This is a genomic window from Dactylosporangium sp. CA-233914, assembly GCF_050942935.1.
In the GTDB taxonomy this organism is placed as follows: Bacteria; Actinomycetota; Actinomycetes; order Mycobacteriales; family Micromonosporaceae; genus Dactylosporangium.
Genome location: NZ_CP192030.1, coordinates 259,693 through 275,520, shown reverse-complemented (window position 1 = coordinate 275,520; position 15,828 = coordinate 259,693). Strand labels below are relative to the sequence as shown.

12 protein-coding genes are annotated in these 15,828 nt (G+C 72.7%); 11 read left to right on the top strand and 1 reads right to left on the bottom strand.

Going from position 1 to position 15,828, the window contains the following annotated elements; genetic code table 11:
* Nucleotides 1–201: 201 nt before the first annotated feature.
* Both ACQPY0_RS01245 and ACQPY0_RS01240 read left to right on the top strand, forming a co-directional pair.
* Entirely contained in the window at nucleotides 202–2,019 is a 1,818-nt protein-coding gene (locus tag ACQPY0_RS01245) for a S53 family peptidase (RefSeq protein WP_432983306.1), read from the top strand.
* Nucleotides 2,016–2,933 (top strand): L,D-transpeptidase, encoded by a 918-nt coding sequence (locus ACQPY0_RS01240; RefSeq protein WP_432983303.1) that lies wholly within the window; start codon nucleotides 2,016–2,018, stop codon nucleotides 2,931–2,933. Before ACQPY0_RS01245 ends, ACQPY0_RS01240 begins: the two co-directional genes overlap by 4 nt.
* A 219-nt stretch (nucleotides 2,934–3,152) precedes the next feature.
* Here the strand turns inward: ACQPY0_RS01240 and ACQPY0_RS01235 are convergent, their stop codons facing one another.
* Nucleotides 3,153–3,752: a hypothetical protein gene (locus ACQPY0_RS01235; protein ID WP_432983300.1), complete on the bottom strand. Its 600-nt coding sequence runs from the start codon at nucleotides 3,750–3,752 to the stop codon at nucleotides 3,153–3,155.
* Between the two features lie 860 nt (nucleotides 3,753–4,612).
* Here ACQPY0_RS01235 and ACQPY0_RS01230 point away from each other — a divergent pair.
* From ACQPY0_RS01230 to ACQPY0_RS01190, 9 genes are all read left to right on the top strand, one after another.
* Entirely contained in the window at nucleotides 4,613–5,704 is a 1,092-nt protein-coding gene (locus ACQPY0_RS01230; protein ID WP_432983297.1) for a hypothetical protein, read from the top strand.
* A gap of 20 nt (nucleotides 5,705–5,724) precedes the next feature.
* Complete coding sequence (locus tag ACQPY0_RS01225; protein WP_432983294.1) at nucleotides 5,725–6,102, top strand: hypothetical protein; 378 nt, start codon at nucleotides 5,725–5,727, stop codon at nucleotides 6,100–6,102.
* Nucleotides 6,099–6,929, top strand: a complete 831-nt coding sequence (locus ACQPY0_RS01220) for a hypothetical protein (RefSeq protein WP_432983291.1) — start codon at nucleotides 6,099–6,101, stop codon at nucleotides 6,927–6,929. The genes ACQPY0_RS01225 and ACQPY0_RS01220 overlap by 4 nt, the downstream gene beginning before the upstream one ends.
* Before the next feature lie 473 nt (nucleotides 6,930–7,402).
* Nucleotides 7,403–9,655 carry a hypothetical protein gene (locus ACQPY0_RS01215; protein ID WP_432983288.1) on the top strand — a complete coding sequence of 751 codons (2,253 nt, stop codon included), beginning with the start codon at nucleotides 7,403–7,405 and terminating at the stop codon, nucleotides 9,653–9,655.
* Between the two features lie 98 nt (nucleotides 9,656–9,753).
* Nucleotides 9,754–11,289, top strand: coding sequence for an SCO6880 family protein (locus ACQPY0_RS01210; protein WP_432983285.1), 1,536 nt, complete (start codon nucleotides 9,754–9,756; stop codon nucleotides 11,287–11,289).
* On the top strand, nucleotides 11,286–12,947 hold the full coding sequence (locus ACQPY0_RS01205) for a hypothetical protein (protein ID WP_432983282.1): 1,662 nt from the start codon (nucleotides 11,286–11,288) through the stop codon (nucleotides 12,945–12,947). Before ACQPY0_RS01210 ends, ACQPY0_RS01205 begins: the two co-directional genes overlap by 4 nt.
* On the top strand, nucleotides 12,947–14,806 hold the full coding sequence (locus tag ACQPY0_RS01200; protein WP_432983279.1) for a type IV secretory system conjugative DNA transfer family protein: 1,860 nt from the start codon (nucleotides 12,947–12,949) through the stop codon (nucleotides 14,804–14,806). The genes ACQPY0_RS01205 and ACQPY0_RS01200 overlap by 1 nt, the downstream gene beginning before the upstream one ends.
* Entirely contained in the window at nucleotides 14,803–15,507 is a 705-nt protein-coding gene (locus ACQPY0_RS01195; RefSeq protein WP_432983276.1) for a hypothetical protein, read from the top strand. The genes ACQPY0_RS01200 and ACQPY0_RS01195 overlap by 4 nt, the downstream gene beginning before the upstream one ends.
* Complete coding sequence (locus tag ACQPY0_RS01190; RefSeq protein WP_432983273.1) at nucleotides 15,504–15,821, top strand: hypothetical protein; 318 nt, start codon at nucleotides 15,504–15,506, stop codon at nucleotides 15,819–15,821. The genes ACQPY0_RS01195 and ACQPY0_RS01190 overlap by 4 nt, the downstream gene beginning before the upstream one ends.
* The last annotated feature ends 7 nt before the right edge of the window (nucleotides 15,822–15,828 follow it).

Genomic DNA, 15,828 nt, shown 5'->3' with positions numbered 1-15,828 from the left:
GGACACCTGCCCAGCGGTCAGCCGGAGGTTTGGTGCAGCACCACGAGCTGGTCGTCCATGACCACCGTCGCGGCATCGGCCGAGCCGGCGCACCGGTGACCTGAGCGTCACCGTATCAGCCCCTCTGCGCCCTCTCGCCGACAACCCGATGGCGGTGTCGTCGATCCCTGCGGCGTAAGCCAGTAAGGAGAACAACCCCTCATGCGCCTTGCACGCATCGTGCTGGCCGTCACCGGCAGCGCGCTCGCCACGCTGCTGATCGCGGCCGGTCCCGCGCACGGCACACCCATCCCGCCTGGCGGCGGCGGTGCCCTCGCCGCCGACCAGCCGGTAACGGTCACCCTGACGTTGGCCGCCGCGGACCCCTCCGCTGTCCAGGCGTACGCCGCGGCCGTCACCTCACCCGGCAGCGCCGCCTTCGGCAAGCACCTCACCCGCCAGCAGCTGCGTGAGCAGCTCGGCGCCGACCGGGCCCGGATCGCCCGCGTCACCGCCTGGGCCAACCGGTCCGGGTTCACCGTGCAGGGCCTCGACGACACCGGGACCCGACTCACCCTCACCGGGACCGCCCGCGCGGCCCGGGCCGCGTTCGGCGTCCAGCTGTCCACGCAGACCCGGCACGGGGTCCGGGCGCTGACCGCGTCGGGTCCGGCGCGGCTGCCGGCGAAGGTGGCGCCCGACGTGCAGGCCGTGACCGGTCTGACGCAGCGGGTCGCGCAGCCGCTGTCGGTGCGCCCGGCGGCCAGCGTCAAGCCGCTCGCCGACGGCCAGTATTGCTCGACGTACTTCGGCGAGTGGAACAAGGGCTCGGTGCCGCAGAAGTATCCGGCCGGCCGGCAGTCGAACCCGATCTGCGGCTACAACGGCGCCCAGCTGCGTGGTCTCTACGGCCTCGGCGGCAGCGACCGCGGCGCCGGGCAGACGATCGTCATCGTCGGTGCCTACCACCAGGCGTCGACCCTGGTCGACGCGAACCGGACGTTCGCGGCCAACGGCATCCCGGCACTGCCGGCGGACCGGTTCGTGGTCAAGTCCTACGCGCCGCCGTCGACCGTGCAGGGCTGCAACGTGCCGCTGTGGAACATCGAAGAGGCCCTCGATGTGCAGGCGGCACACACCATCGCCCCCGACGCGAAGATCGTCTACGCGGCCGCACCCGACTGCACCCAGCTGGACGAGACCGTCGCCAAGGTGATCGCTGACAGCACCATCGACACGACGATCATCTCCGCGTCGTGGGGCATCGCCGGTGAACCTAACGACCCGAGCTACCTGCAGGCGGTCAACGCCATCCTGGCCCGGGCCGCGATCCTCGGCGTCGGCGTCTACGCCGCGTCCGGAGACACCGGCGACAACAGCGCCGTCGAAGGCGCCAACGGCACCAGCGTGCTGTTCCCGGCGGCCAGCCCCTGGGTGACCGCGGTCGGTGGCACCTCCACCGGCATCGGCGCGAACAACAAGCCGACCTTCCAGACCGGCTGGGAGTCCGCCGCGAACCGGCTGCAGGGCACCACCTGGCAGCGGCTCAGCCCGCCCTTCATCGGCGGCGCCGGCGGCGGCACGTCGAGCTACTTCGACAAGCCATCATGGCAGGCTGGCCTCCCCGGCACCCGCCGGTCCGTCCCGGACGTGGCCGCGCTCGCCGACCCCTACACCGGCTTCCTGATCGGGTGGAGCTCCGGCGGGCAGTACCGCACCAGCCCGATCGGCGGCACCTCCCTGGCCGCGCCGATCGTGGCGTCCCTCGCCGCGGTCGCGCAGAGCCGCGCCGGCGGCGACACCGTCATCGGCCTGGCCGCACCGATCCTCTACGCCCGGGCCGGCACCGGCGCCATCACCGACGTCGGGCACGTCGACGCCGGCATCTGGACGCCGGCGATCAACGACAGCCTGCCGGCCGGTGACTACCTCATCGACCTCGACGGCGGGCCGCAGAGCCTGCGCACCGGGCCCGGATACGACCACGTCACCGGCCTCGGCACCCCCGGCCCGAACTACCTGACCGCCCTGGTCTCATGACCCGCCACGACAGCGACCCCAACGGTCGCCCCGACACCGCGAGGCGCCGGGCCAAGCACTCGGTATGGCCCACGACCGCCGTCGTCGCTGTCGTGGCCGGCCTGCTCACCGCCGCGACGGTGCTGGCCACCCACGGGCAACGCCCACCGGCGGGCACCTCGACGACGTCGCCACAGCCCGCGCGCAGCGAGGTCCTCGAGGACACCACCGGGCCGGTCATCCAGCCGACCGCGGTGCCACACATCACCCCGGTCGTGCTCGCGCAACTGCCCGAGGCGACCACCGACACCGCCATCCCGGCCGCACCTTTGGACACCGACCGGACGGCCGGCACCGACGGTGCCGTCGTGCACAACCGCGCACCCATCGCGGTCTTCGACGCACCCGGCGGCAAACCGATCGCACGGCTGCCAGCCGTCCAGGCGGGCAGCAGCACCTGGTTGCCGGTCGTCGACCGGCAACCAGGCTGGGTCCGGGTCCTGCTCCCCAGCCGGCCCAACGGCGCCAGCGGCTGGCTCGACGCCACCGCCGTCGACGTGGCCCGCACCCCGTACGAAGTCCAGGCCAGCATCCGCACCAGGACCCTGACGCTGATCCGTGACGGAGCAGAGATCGGCCGGTGGAGCGTCGCGGTCGGCGCAACGGCCACACCGACACCGACCGGGCGGACGTTCCTGCTCGCCCAGATCACCGACCCGACCCAGACCTTCTCCCCGGTGATTCTGGCCCTCGGCACACACAGTCCCGTGCTGGCCACCTACCACGGCGGACCAGCAACAACGGCCCTGCACACCTGGCCGGACCGCACCGTGTACGGCCACGCCGTCAGCAACGGCTGCCTGCGGGTGCCCACCGCGGCGCTGCATGCCCTGACCCAGGTTCCGCTCGGCACCCTCGTCCGCATCGACCCGTGATCACACGGGTCGGCGCGGGCTGCACCACCGCAAGGGTCGGCCTGCGCCGGCCACGTCGACCGGCCGACCGGCCCGGTTCCGCGACACACCCATTCACCGACAGGAGCAACTGCTCGTGCAGACCAGAACCGTTCGACGTCTTGCCGCGCTCGGCGTCACCATTGCCGGAGGAACGCTGGGGTTGGCCATGTGGGCAACTTCAGCCGGTGCCGCCGCCACCTACCACGACGCCGCGTACGGCATCTCGGCCAGCGGCGCCGCACCGATCGGCGCCAAGCCGTCGGTGTCGTCCACCGACGGCACCACACACAGCGCCAGCGGCGGTGCACGCTCCTCCGACGGCACCATCACCCTGAGCGCCGCCACCGTGAAGGCCGGCGGCGGCAAGGCCAGCGCCACCGTCACCGGCTTCTCCGCCTTTGACGGTCTCGTCTCGGCGTCCTCGGCGTCGGCGTCCTGCACCAACGGCGAGACCACGTCCAGCGTCAGCGGCACCGCCGCCGGCCCACTGGGCAAGAAGGGATCGGTCGCACACGGCGTCAAGATCCGCAACGGTGACGGGTCGGTGACCATCATCGCGATGCAGGTCACCATCAAGGCCGGCGCCGGGACCGAAGCGGCCACCATCAACCTCGCGGTTGCCACGTGCGGCGCCACCGGTAGCAACCCCACGCCTTCCGCGACCACCGGCAAGCCGAGTTCGGCGCCGCCGAGCAGCAGCCCGACCACGTCGCCCACGGTGAGGCCGACGACCGGTGGCCCCAGCACCGGTCCGAGCACCGCGCCGCCCACGACCGGTCCCACCGGCAGCCCGACCACGAACCCCACGGTCGCGCCGCCGGGCGGTGGAGCTCCGACCTCGGCGGCGCCGGTGCCGACCCCCGGCCAGACGCACGCCCCCGTCACCGGGTAGCCGGGACCGTTCCCTGTCAACACCGCGGCGGCCGAGTCACCGGCTCGGCCGCCGCGACACGTACCGGCCGACGATGTTGTGTGACGCCGCGGCCCCGCCAGACCCCGGCCAGGGCAACCGCACCCCGGCTGAGGCGGAGCGGCGTCGAACCTCGTCGGCGCAGTACACGACCCGGCCAGCGCCCGGTCGTGGGCCACCACGCACCGCCGCGGTGGCGCAGGTAAGCCCCTCCACGAGCCGCGCACCGTCCGCCGTGCGCGGCGTTTCCATGCCCTCCTGCTGGCGGCTCATGTGCCACCAGACCGCACGACCGTCCCTTGTGGACGATGGCACCGGACGGCACCGGTTGTCCCGTTCCGGCGGCCGACCGTGGCGGGCAGGGTCGAACCGTGATCGTGGTGCGTTCGTCCGTGGCGCGGCAGCCGCCCGGCTGTTACGGGGGTTCGCGGCCGAGCGGCCACCACGACACGGCGGCGCACGCCTGCGTGCGTCGTGGCAATCGCTCCACGCCGATGTCCGGCCGGAGCGCCGCTGCTTCTGCGGGCCGTGCTTCCCCGGCGGCTCACGGGGGCGGCTGACCGGCGCGACCTGTTTCCACCGCCCCGGGCAGGTCAGCGCCCCACTGTGCGGCCGCGGCGAGCACTCACCCCGATCGCCGCGGCCCCACCCCACGAACCCTGCCGAGGCTGCGGCATCCCGGGCGGGGACCGCACCCGGTCGCGTTGACCGCCCCACGAAGACCTGCTGCCCGACAAAGGAGGAACCGGTGCCAGATGTCGTTGCCCACGCCGGCGCAACCGGCCGTCTCGGCGCGCACCCCGCGCCGTCCGGCGCCGACGCCCGACGGCATCCCGGCATGGTGCTGGCGGGGCGGCGCACGACCGCCGTCCCGCCAGCCGGGGTCATCGCACCGGTGGTGCCCCGCGAGTTCGGCGGCGGCCCCATCGTGGAACGACTGTGGCAGGCGGCGGCACGCCTCCCGGTGGGCGGCGCGTTGATCGGCGTCTCCTCCGCCGACGGCGGGGTCGGCCGGTCCACCACCACCGCAGCGCTCGGCGGCGTCCTGGCCTGCGCTGTTTCCGGTCTGGTCCTCGCGGTCGACGCGACCGGACGCAGCTGGGGCGGTCTGACCGAACGCGTCGCCGACGGCGACGGCACCGTCTGGGATGCCGTTGCCGGCCTCAACGCTGCCGACACCAACGACGGGCAAAACCGGCCGCGGGTGCACACCGACCTGGACATCGACCTGGACACGGTGCTTGGCTGGACGCGGCGCACCCCGGCCGGGTTGCACGCACTGGTCGCCGAGCCGCAGCGAACCGCGCAGCGACGCCCGCCCGTGCTGCGCGAGACCCGCACCGCCGTGGACCGGCTGCACCAGCACTTTTCCGTCGCACTGCTGGACCTGCCGGCAGCTGACACCCGGCCAGCATGGCAGTCCTTGCGGGACGTGACCGTGCCGATCCTGGTGGCCCGCGCCGCAGCGGACAGTCTCCGGCACACCCAGCGCCTGCTGGCGCAACTGCGCGCCGCCGGACTCGGCGACGTCGTCGACCGCACGTTGCTCGCGGTCGTAGCGACGGTGCCGAACCCGCCACGTGAAGCCACGGCGCTGGGCCGGCAGACCGCCGAGCTGGTCCGACGTGTCGTCGAGGTGCCGTATGACCCGCATCTGGCCCGGCCCGAGCCGGTCGATCCGCGCCGTACCCGCCGCGCCACCCGACAAGCACTGCTGGAGCTGGCCGCCGCGTGCCTGACGCGCAGCAAGCCCAGCGCGGGCCCGTCACGGGCCAGCGCCGACGCCACCGACGCCGACGCGCCGCCCGCCTCAGCGGCCGGCCGCACAGCGACGGCGTAGCCGACAAAGGAGTCCACCTGATGTTGTCCTACGCGGGGGCGTGGATCACTACAACGCTGACCCACACCGGTCCACAACTCCTGCTCGCCCCCACACCAACCCCGACCGGCGCCGACCCCGGCGGCGGATTCGAATGGAACAAGGTCCACCCCGACCCCGCCGCCGTTCCCAAGAGCGACCTGTTCTACCAACTGTGCAACGCCGCGCTGTTCCTGGGCATCGTCGCCGCGGTGTGCGGCATCGCCGCCGGCGCCATCGCGTTCTCCGTCGGACCGATCTTCGGGTCACACATCATCAGCGACCGCGGCAAGTCCATGATGTGGAAGGCCGGTCTCGTCGCCCTCATCGTCGGGTCCGCGACCAGCGTCATCGCCTGGTTGCTCACGGCGGCGGCGTGATGGGCGCCGCCTACAAACCGGCCCATGCCGGCCCGTCGACCGGCCGCCGGTTCGGCGCCGCGCTGCTGCTGATCGTGCTGATGTTCGGCCTCGGCGCCGCGACCGACCGGTTGATCCTGGCTCCAGGCGCGGCAGGCGGCGACGGCCCGGCAGCAGGCGCCGGAGGACCTGGCGTACGGCTGGTCGACGGCGTCCCCGTCGGCTATCCGATGACCGCACGCGGCGCGGGCGAGGCCGCCGCACGGTTCGAGACCGTGCTGAGCGCCGCCGGAGCGCTCGAACACGGTGCGGCTCTCGCGCTCGCCGGTCGCCTGTGCACCGCCGACGCGGCTGGCCTCGCCGACCAGCTCGTCCCGTCGGTGCCCCGCGACGCCGTGAGCGCGATCCAGCAGAGCACGACCGTCCGGGTCTGGGCCGCGCACGCCGCCGACGCCACAGCATTGCCGGTCGGTGCGAAGGTCGACGTGCAGACGTACGTGCTGGTCCTGCTCGGGACCGCCCCCGACGTGGACGGGAAACCCGGTGGCGGCACCGGAACCGAGACGCCACCGATCACGACGCCTGGCGCTACCCTGCCGCCGAGCCCGACCGGCAAACCCAACCCGGGCCCTACCAGCGCCGGCAACGCATCCGGGCCGGTGCTCGCCCCAGGGTGGATGCTGCACGACCTGACCATGCAGCTCACCGCCGATGGATGGCGCATCGCGGACATCGCCGCTCCCGTGCCAGCCTCCCCGCCCGGCGCACTGGACACCGCCGCGACCCAGCAGGACGCGCGACTGCTCGCGAAGGTCTTCGGCCCGGACAGCTGGGTCCCGCTGTCATGACCGCGTCCAGCCGACCGGCTCCGGTGCGTCACTGGACGTCGACCGCCGGCCCGCGGTCGCACGGCTTCGTCGTGGTGGTTGCAGCTGTCGTCGCGGTCGCGGTGCTGGCCATGGTGATGATCCACCACGGCGCCAGCCGCTGGCCCACGCGACCGGTTACGGCGAGCAGGGACTCGGCAACGCCGCAGGCACAACACCGCACCCGGGACCATCTGCCGACCCGAGCCCGGGTTCGGCTGGCCCGGACCCGTCGCCGCCCGGCGATGCCGAGCCGGCAGCGGCCGCCGGCAAAGGCCGATGCGTCTGGCGACCCGGCACCGCCAGTCACACCGCCGGTCAAGGCTGCGGCATCGCATGTCCGCACGAGCGACCGTCCGCAACCCGCACGCCGCACCACCCGCCGCGCAGCACGAGGCGGAGCCAGCTGGGCCAGGCTGCTGAGCATCCTCACCGGCGGAGCGCTCTCCGCGGCGGTGCTGCTCGCGCTGCTCACCCCTGGCGTGGCGGCGGCCGAACCGTCCAGTCCGGCCGCCCCACCCACAACGTCGCCGACCGTATCGCCGTCCGCGCCCGGCCAGGCACCGGACACGTCGGACTGCATCGGTGAGGCGCCGGTCGGCGAGCAGCGCTGGTGCCTGCGATGGGTCCGCTACACGGCCACACCCCCACAGGGGTCGCCGTCACACTGGACGACCGCCTGCAGCGTCACCCGCACCGCCGACGAATACGCCGTCTGCCAGGCCGTCACCCTGACCCTCAACACCAGGCCGCCCACTGGGACACCATCCGTCCTGGCCGACGTCCCGAGCGGCGCTGCGCCCAGCGCCGATCTGGTGCGATGTGCCCTGTTCACCGACCAGGCAACCGCGCACCCAGACCAGGCCGACGCATGGACCGCCCTGCACGACCGGTGCGTCGCCGCCGCGCCAAGTCTGCTGCAGGCGCTGCGCCCGCAGAAGATCGTCGGTGCCGCCGGCGACAGCTGCGACTCCCTGGACCAGCAGTGCCGCATCGAGAAGGCGCTCAAAGACGCGGTCGCCGCCGGGATCCGCACCGGCATCTCCGGCCTCACCGACTTCTTCGTCCAAGCCGTCGGCTACATGCTGTCGCTGCTGGCGAAACTGGTCCTGACCAAGACCAGCATCGGCTCACCGGACGAGGCGTTCTTCTTCAGCTACAACGCCGCCGCCGGCATCCTCATCGTCCTGGTCTTCATCTACTTCATCTGGGCCACGATCATCAACGGGCTGCGGGTGCAGGGACCCGGCCCGGTCGCCACCCTCGGCGGGCTCGTGCGGGCCATCCTGGGCATCACCCTCGCCGGAGGGATCGCCTGGACCGTCGTCGCCGCATGGGACGAGGCAACCAACGCCCTGATCGACTACAACGCCGACACGGGCTGGGACGCGTCCCTGTGGCTGACGGCGTTCACCGCGCTGTCCGGGCAGGCGGGCGCCGGCGCGCTGGTGCTCGTCGTGGCGATCTTCGCACTGATCGGGCTCGCGCTGCTGTTCATCATGATGACCTTCCGCGGGCTGCTCACCACAGGCGCAGCCCTGCTCGGTGCGATGGCCATGTCAGGCCAGGTCAAGGAAGAGACCCGGCCGTGGGCCCGCACCTGGTTCTGGACCGTCAACGCCCTCGCGGCGAGCAAGTTCTTCATCACCCTGTTCTGGATCTACGGCACGCGCGCCGCCTACGGCAGCGACGACTTCACCACCGTGCTGCAGGCTGTCCTGCTGATCTGGCTGATGGTCCTGTGCCCCGGCATCATGCTGCGCCTGACGTCGATCTTCGACGCGTACCTGTCCGACGTGAACAGCCGCGGCCTGGTCGCGGCCGCCGCGGCCGGGATCGGGGACCTGGCAACCCGCGGAGCCGACGCCGCCATGCAGCGCCTCGGCGGCCGCGACGGCGGCGGCGACGCGACGGAGCTCATGGACGCCAACATCGCCGAGATGCCCACCGACCCCAGCCAGACGGGCGGCGACGGAGGCGGCGATGAGGATCCGGGCAGCGGGCTCAAGCAGGTAGCTGGCCTCGAGGACGGGCCGGTCGACGATGCCACCAAGGCCGTGGAGACCGGCCAGGACGGCGGCCGTCCTGGTGATCCGAGCCAGGCCGGCGGCCCGGCGACCGGCAGCACGTCGGGCGGCACCGACGGTGGGGAGCCCGAGACTGCCGAGACGGCCGGCCAGCCGCACGCCGGGGAGGCCGCAGACGTCGAAGACGCCGCCCGCAGCGCCCGGCGCGACCTCGGCTCCGGTGAGCTCACTGCACCGGGGCAGACCGGAGACAGCGGCGCCGTGCCGCTGCGCCCGGACGCCATGGCCGCGTCAGCGAACGGCACCGGCGCTGACCCGACGGGTGTCGACCCCGCAGCGGCAGACCGGTCCGGCGCCGGATCGACCGGCGCCAACCAGGCTGACGGCGATCAGACCGGTGCTGCCACGCAGTCGGGCGGGGACAGCGCCGCCGACTCAGGCGCACTGCCGGGCGGCCCGGACTCGGTCGGGCTTGGCCCCGCCGGTGGGCCGCCCGGCGGACCGGACACCGGCGGTGACCCAGGCCAATCCAACGGTGGAGACCCACCACCCGACCCTCCTGAGCCTGGCCCCGGCGGTGGCGCCCCGTCCGGCGGCGGCGGTCCCAGCCCGGGCCCGTCCGGCGGAGGCGGCGGCGCGGCGGCCGGTTCAGCGGAGGAACTCGCGGCGGTCGCGGTGTAGCCGCCGTCGAGTCACGGGCGTTGGGGCCGCAGGCCCGCGGCGCCTCCCAGCGATCCACGACAGCAGTTTCGGTACGGCCTTGAGACGACGGGGGATCGATGTCAGCGAGGTTCACGTTTCCGCCCCGCAGCACCCGCGGTGCGGTGCTCGGGTTCACCTGGTCGCAGATCGGCGGCGTCGTCGTCGGCCTGATCTGCGCCATGATCGGCATCAACCTGCTCGCCGCCGGGCACACATGGCCGGCCATCGCCATGTTCGGCGCGGCGGTGCTGCTCATCGTCCTGGCGCTGCTGCGGCTGAAAGGCCGCAGGGTCACTGAGTGGCTGCCGGTCATCGCCGGTGCCCTGGTGCAGAAGGCGACCCGGCAGGACCGCTACCGCGGCGGGATCTTCGCCGCGAACGGCGGTGACCTGCTCGACCTGCCCGGCGCGGCAGCCGGGTACCGATGGCTGACCGCCGTCGCCGCCGACGGTGTGACCCAGGTCGGGTTGCTGCACCACCGGACGGAGAAGACCGTCACCGCGGCCCTGGCGTGCACCGGCGGCAACTTCGTCCTCGCCGATCCGGACGACCAGACCCGCCGCCTCACCGACTGGGCTCAGGCGCTGAACATCCTGGGCTCGGAATACGCCGACTCCGGGCTGGTGCGGTGGTCGCTGTCGACTCGCACGGTGCCCGACACCGGCAACCGCGCCCAGCGCTACCTCGCCACCCGGGCCGTCGAGACGGGCAGCACCGCCTACCGGTCCCTCGCCGAACTGACCGCGGCCGCGGCGCCGAGCGGGCAGCGGCACGACACGTTCCTCGTCGTCGTGTTCGACATCGCCCGGATTTCCGGGGAGATCGAGGCAGCCGGCGGCACCGACACCGCGATCGGCGTGGTGATCCTGGAACGCCTTGCCGGGATAGCCGCCACCGTCGAAGAGGCCGGGGTGAGCACCCACGGCTGGCTCAGCCCTCGCCGGTATGCGGCAGTGTTGCGCACCCAGTGGGATCCGGCCGATCAGGAGGCCGTCGACCTGCGGGGCGGCACCACGACCGGCCACGCCGGGACGCCCGCCGAGACTGGCGTTGCGCCTGGCGCCGAACCGCGGCTTGCCGGGCCGCTCGCCGCGGAGACGGTCGGCTGGGACGCCTACCGGCACGACTCCGGACTGTCCCGCACGCTGTGGGTGGCGCAGATGCCCCGGCAGCCGGTCGGCGGGACCTGGCTCACCCCGCTCTACACCCGTGGCAGTGGCCGGCGGACCGTCACCCTGACCGCCCAGCCCGTCCCCGCCGCCCTCGCGCAGCTCGCCGCCCGCCGCGACCAGGTCGCCACCGCCGGCGACGAGGTCACCAAACGGAAATTGCGGCTCGTGCGTACCGCGCGGGAGGACGAAGAGGCGAAGGCGGTGCTCCAGATCGACCGGGAGCAGGCCGCCGGTCACGTCCGCTACCGCTACCAGCTGTTGATCACCGTGACCGCCGACAGCCCCGACGAGCTCGACCGGCACACCCGGGCCGCGAAACGCGTGCTGTCCCGCGCCGGCTGCGAAGCCGTCACCCTGTATGGCGAGCAGGACCAGGCCTTCGCCGCGGGTGCGCTGCCGCTCGGCCGAGGGCTGAAGCCGCTGCGCGGGTGGTCGGCATGACCCGCCACCGGCAGGAACGCCCACGGGTGCGCCGGGAGGGTTCGCTGCGCGACCTTATCGCCGATGGGGCCCGCAGCCGGGACGCCGCCCGCGCCCTCGCCGCCCTGCGCCGGGAACAGGAGACGCTCGCCGCGCAAGAGGCCAAGCTGACCGGCCCGCCGCCGGTCGGGCGCCGCGGCGGTTACGGACCTGCGGCCGGGCGGCCCGGATCACTGCTGCGGCTGCCGCCCTTGGTCACGACCTCGGCGCAGCTCTGCAGCGTGTTTCCGTTCGTCACCGACGGCGGCCTGCCCGTCGACGGCCCCCTCATCGGCACCGAGGTCTACTCCCGCTCCGGGTTCACCTTCTCGTTGCACGAGCTGTACCGGGCGAAACTGCTCAGCGCCCCGAACATGGTCGTCACCGGCCGGATCGGCACCGCGAAGTCCTCGCTGCTCAAGACCCTCGCCTTCAGAGGGGTGCCGTTCGGGCAGCGGTTCTACGTCACCGACATCCGCTCCGAGTACGCCGAGCTCGCGAAACTGTGCGGGATCACCCCGCTGCGAATCGGGCCCGGCAGCGGAGTCGTCATGAACCCCCTCGCCGGCATCGGCCGCGACCCGGGCATGTCGGTGCCGCAGTGGCTGCAGGTCCAACGCACCCGCCGGCTGCTGCTGCTGGAAGGGCTGCTGGAGATCCAGCTCGGCGGGCCGCTGAGCGAGGCGGAACGCTCCCTCGTCGAGTACGCCGTCGACACCGTCGTGCGCGCCGACGACGGCACCAGCCCGGACCGGCAGGGCACACCGACCCTGTCCCGGGTCCTCGCCGCGATGGGCGAACCCGAGCATTGGCAGCACCGCCTCCAGGACCTCGCCTACCCCCTCGACACGTTCATCGCCGACTCAAGGCGGGTCCGGCTCGCCCTGGAACGGCTCATCCGCGGTGCGATCGGCGGCGTCTTCGACGGCGACGACACCACCGCCTTCACCCGCCTGGACTTCAACGAGCCCGGCGCCGTGCTCGACCTGCGCGACATCCGCGCCTCCGACCAGCTCACCGCCATGGCCATGACCTGCGCCCAGAGCTGGCTGGAAGCCGAACTGTCCCGCCCCGACGCCGGACCCAGACTGTGCATCTACGACGAATTTGCCCTGATCGCGCGCCACTTGCCGCTGATCCGGCGGATGCGTGAGCAGCTCAAACTCGCCCGCGCCTTGGGCATCGGCAACGTCCTGGCGTTCCATCGTTTCTCCGACCTTGCCGCGATCGGCGACGGTGACAGCGAGGCCGTGCGCATCGCCCGTGGCCTGATCGAGGACTCCGGTGTCCGAATCTCCTACGGGCAGGAACCCGGCTCCCTGGAGCCGGCCCGCGAGTTCCTCGGGGCGACCAACGTCGAAACTGATGTGCTGCGGTTCCTGCGCCAAGGCGTGGGGCTGTGGAAGATCGGCACCCGCTCCTACGTCGTGCGACACCAACTGTCCTCCATCGAACGCGGCATGGTGCACACCGACAGCCAGATGGAAGCAATCGCCGACACCGATGAGCGCACCGACGACGCCGAAGCTCGCATCGAGGCCGCGTTCACCGGTCACGTCTCCCCGAAGGCCGACCGCGAGCCGGCAAGCCGGACCACTGGCGCAGCGCAGCTGCCGACGGCGGGGCGGGGGTCCGACTGATGCAACGCCCACCGCTGTCCGCACCCGGGCACGGGATGCCCCGCCAGGGCCTGCCCCGCGCCGACCTCGTGGTCCGGCTCGGCATGCTCGCCTTCCTCGCCGTGGTCACCGGCACCACCATGTGGACGCTGTGGCTGGCCGGGCAGATCGGCGGCGTCCTCACCCACGCCACCTGGCCAGACAGTACCCCCGCCGACGCGCCGGGCATCGCGCTGCGCCTCGCCGGCCATCTGCACCACCCGGCCGACGCGTGGCCCGTCCGGGCCCGGCTCGACCAGCCGCCACCGTGGGCGCTCTACCCGATCTGGATGGTGCTGCTCGCGCACCATCTGTCGAGCCTCGCCGGCGTGACATGGCTGCTGCTGCGGCATCGCCGCCGTCCCGGATTCGCCCGCAACAGCGACGCCCGCAAACTCCTGTCCGCCAGCGCGGTCCTCGCCCGGACCGACATCGTCCGGCCCGGCCTGACCATCCGCGAGCGCGACACCGCAGCTGCTGCCGCTGCCAAGACCGCCCGCAGGCAAGACCCGCTCGAGGTCGGGCGGTTCCTCGGCAACGACGCCGTCGACGGAAGCCCGCTCTATCTCGCCAACGAGTACACGTTGCTCGCCACGGCGGTCGCGAGATTCGGGAACAAGACCACAAGGTTCGTCATCCCCAGGGTGCTCGACGCGCGCGGCGCGGTCATCTCTACCAGCACCCGCCTCGACGTCGCCGCCGTCACCTTCGAACACCGGGCCCGGATCGGCCCGACGCACATCTTCGAACCGCAGGGCGAGATCCCCGGCGTGCCGAGGATCCGCTGGTCACCGATCGAAGGCGCCGACGACCCGATCGTCGCGATGCTCCGCGCGCAGGGCTTTGCCAGCGGCTCCGGCGTCGGCGCCGACAACGTCGAAAACGGCAAATACTTCCAGGACCAGGCTGCAAGTCTCATCCGCGCGTTCCTGCGCGCCGCAGCCCTCGACGAACACGCGACCATGGTCGACGTCCTGGCCTGGAGCCAGAACCCGTCCAACGCACGGCCCGAACGGATCCTGCGCCACCACGGCATCCACAGCTGGGCCGACCGCCTCGCCCGGCACCGCGAAACCACCGGCCGGGCCCGCGACACGATCCAAAGCGTCGTCTCCGGCGCCCTCGACGCGTTCAACGACCCGCGGGTACTCGCCGCGTGCAGCCCACCGCGCGGGCAACAGTTCCACGCCGCCGACTGGCTCGCCCAATCCGGCACGCTCTACCTGGTCGGCACCCGCGACGCGCAGGCCCTCATCGCGCCGCTGCTGACCGCCGTCACAGAAGATCTCCTCTACCAGGCCAAACGCATCGCGCTCACCTCCCCCGGCGGGCGTATCGAACCGTGCCTGTACTTCGTCGGTGACGAGATCGCGAACGTGGCCCCCCTCGGATCGCTGCCGTCGCTGATGACCGAAGGCGGCGGCTCCGGCATCGCCGTGGACATCTACAGCCAGAACACCCAGCAGCTCATCGAACGCTGGGGCGACAAGGCCGGCCGGTCCATCGACGCGTCCGCGAACGCCCGCCTGCTGATCGGCGGATCCACCGACGTGCAGGGCCTCCGCGACGCCCAAGCCCTCGCCGGGCAGGTCCAGGAAGTCTCCTCTTCCCACTCGTGGGGCGGTGGACGCGCGTCGGTCTCGGAGAGCGTCCGCCGCGAAAACCTCGTCGACCTCGCCGAACTGCGCAGCCTGCCCGAAGGCCGGGCCCTCGCCCTCGTCGGCAACCTCCGCCCGGTCGAACTTGCCGTACCGGCCTGGTACGAGCGCCCCGACGCCGCTGAACGCACCGCCGACCGCGACGCGTTCCAAGCCCGACTCGCCAAGGCGGCCACACCATGACCACACCCTCGACCAACCCGGGCAACCCGGGCCAGCCACAGTCCAACGAACGCGTGGCCTCGGATCCGATGGACGACGCACTGCAGACCGTCGCGCTGCTCACCGGCGGCCTCGCCGAGCTCCACGACACCGTGGCAGCACTGGCCGAAGACCACTTCAAACTCCGCGAAGAGGTCCGCGCCGCCGGGGGCCCGGCCAGCCGGTCCGGCGCCCCGGCCGACCTGCGCTGGCAGCTGCTCGACCGTCCCACCGCCGCCAACGTCTGGGTCTGGCTGATCGACTGGGTCGCCTGGATCAGCGACCGCTACCAGCTGACCGAAGAACTCCCCGCCTGCTGGCACCGCCACCCGGCACTCGTCGACGAACTCGCCGCGCTCGCCTCCGCCTGGTATGTCGCCTACGACCCACGCGCCACCGGCGACGCCCCGCTGCGCTGGCTCGAAGCGTTCGCCCGCGCCCGCACCCGCATCCGCGACTGGGACGAACCCACCCGCTGCCGCAACGGCGAACACACCGACCGGCGGGTCGACCTGCACTGGCCACCCGGCTGGCGCGACACCGCACTCGACACCGCCGAAGCAGACGGCCGCGAACGCCCACTCCCGCCCGACCCGGCCGACGCCGTCCCCGCGGCCGGCGCCAGCGGCGAAGCGGACCCAGACCGACCCGAGACCCCACCCGCCGGAGGTGATCAGCGGTGACCCGGCCCGCCCTCGTCACCACAGAGTCCGGATGGGCAGCCCTTGAGCACGACGTCCGCGATCTCAGCAACGGAATCACAGATACCAGGAAGTGGGTCAACAACCGGATCGAGACCTACCGCGACGCCCGCGATGAAGCCGAGCTGCGCAGCGACAACCAACCCGACCAACGGAAGGACACCGCCTTGAGCGAAGAGGAACTGCGCGAGCAACGGGACAACGCGCTCATCGAACAACTCGCAGCCGACGACCGCGAGCTCGAAGAAGAGTACGCGGCGCGAGAGCGTGACCGCGCCGCAGAGCTGGACACCTGATGGGCCA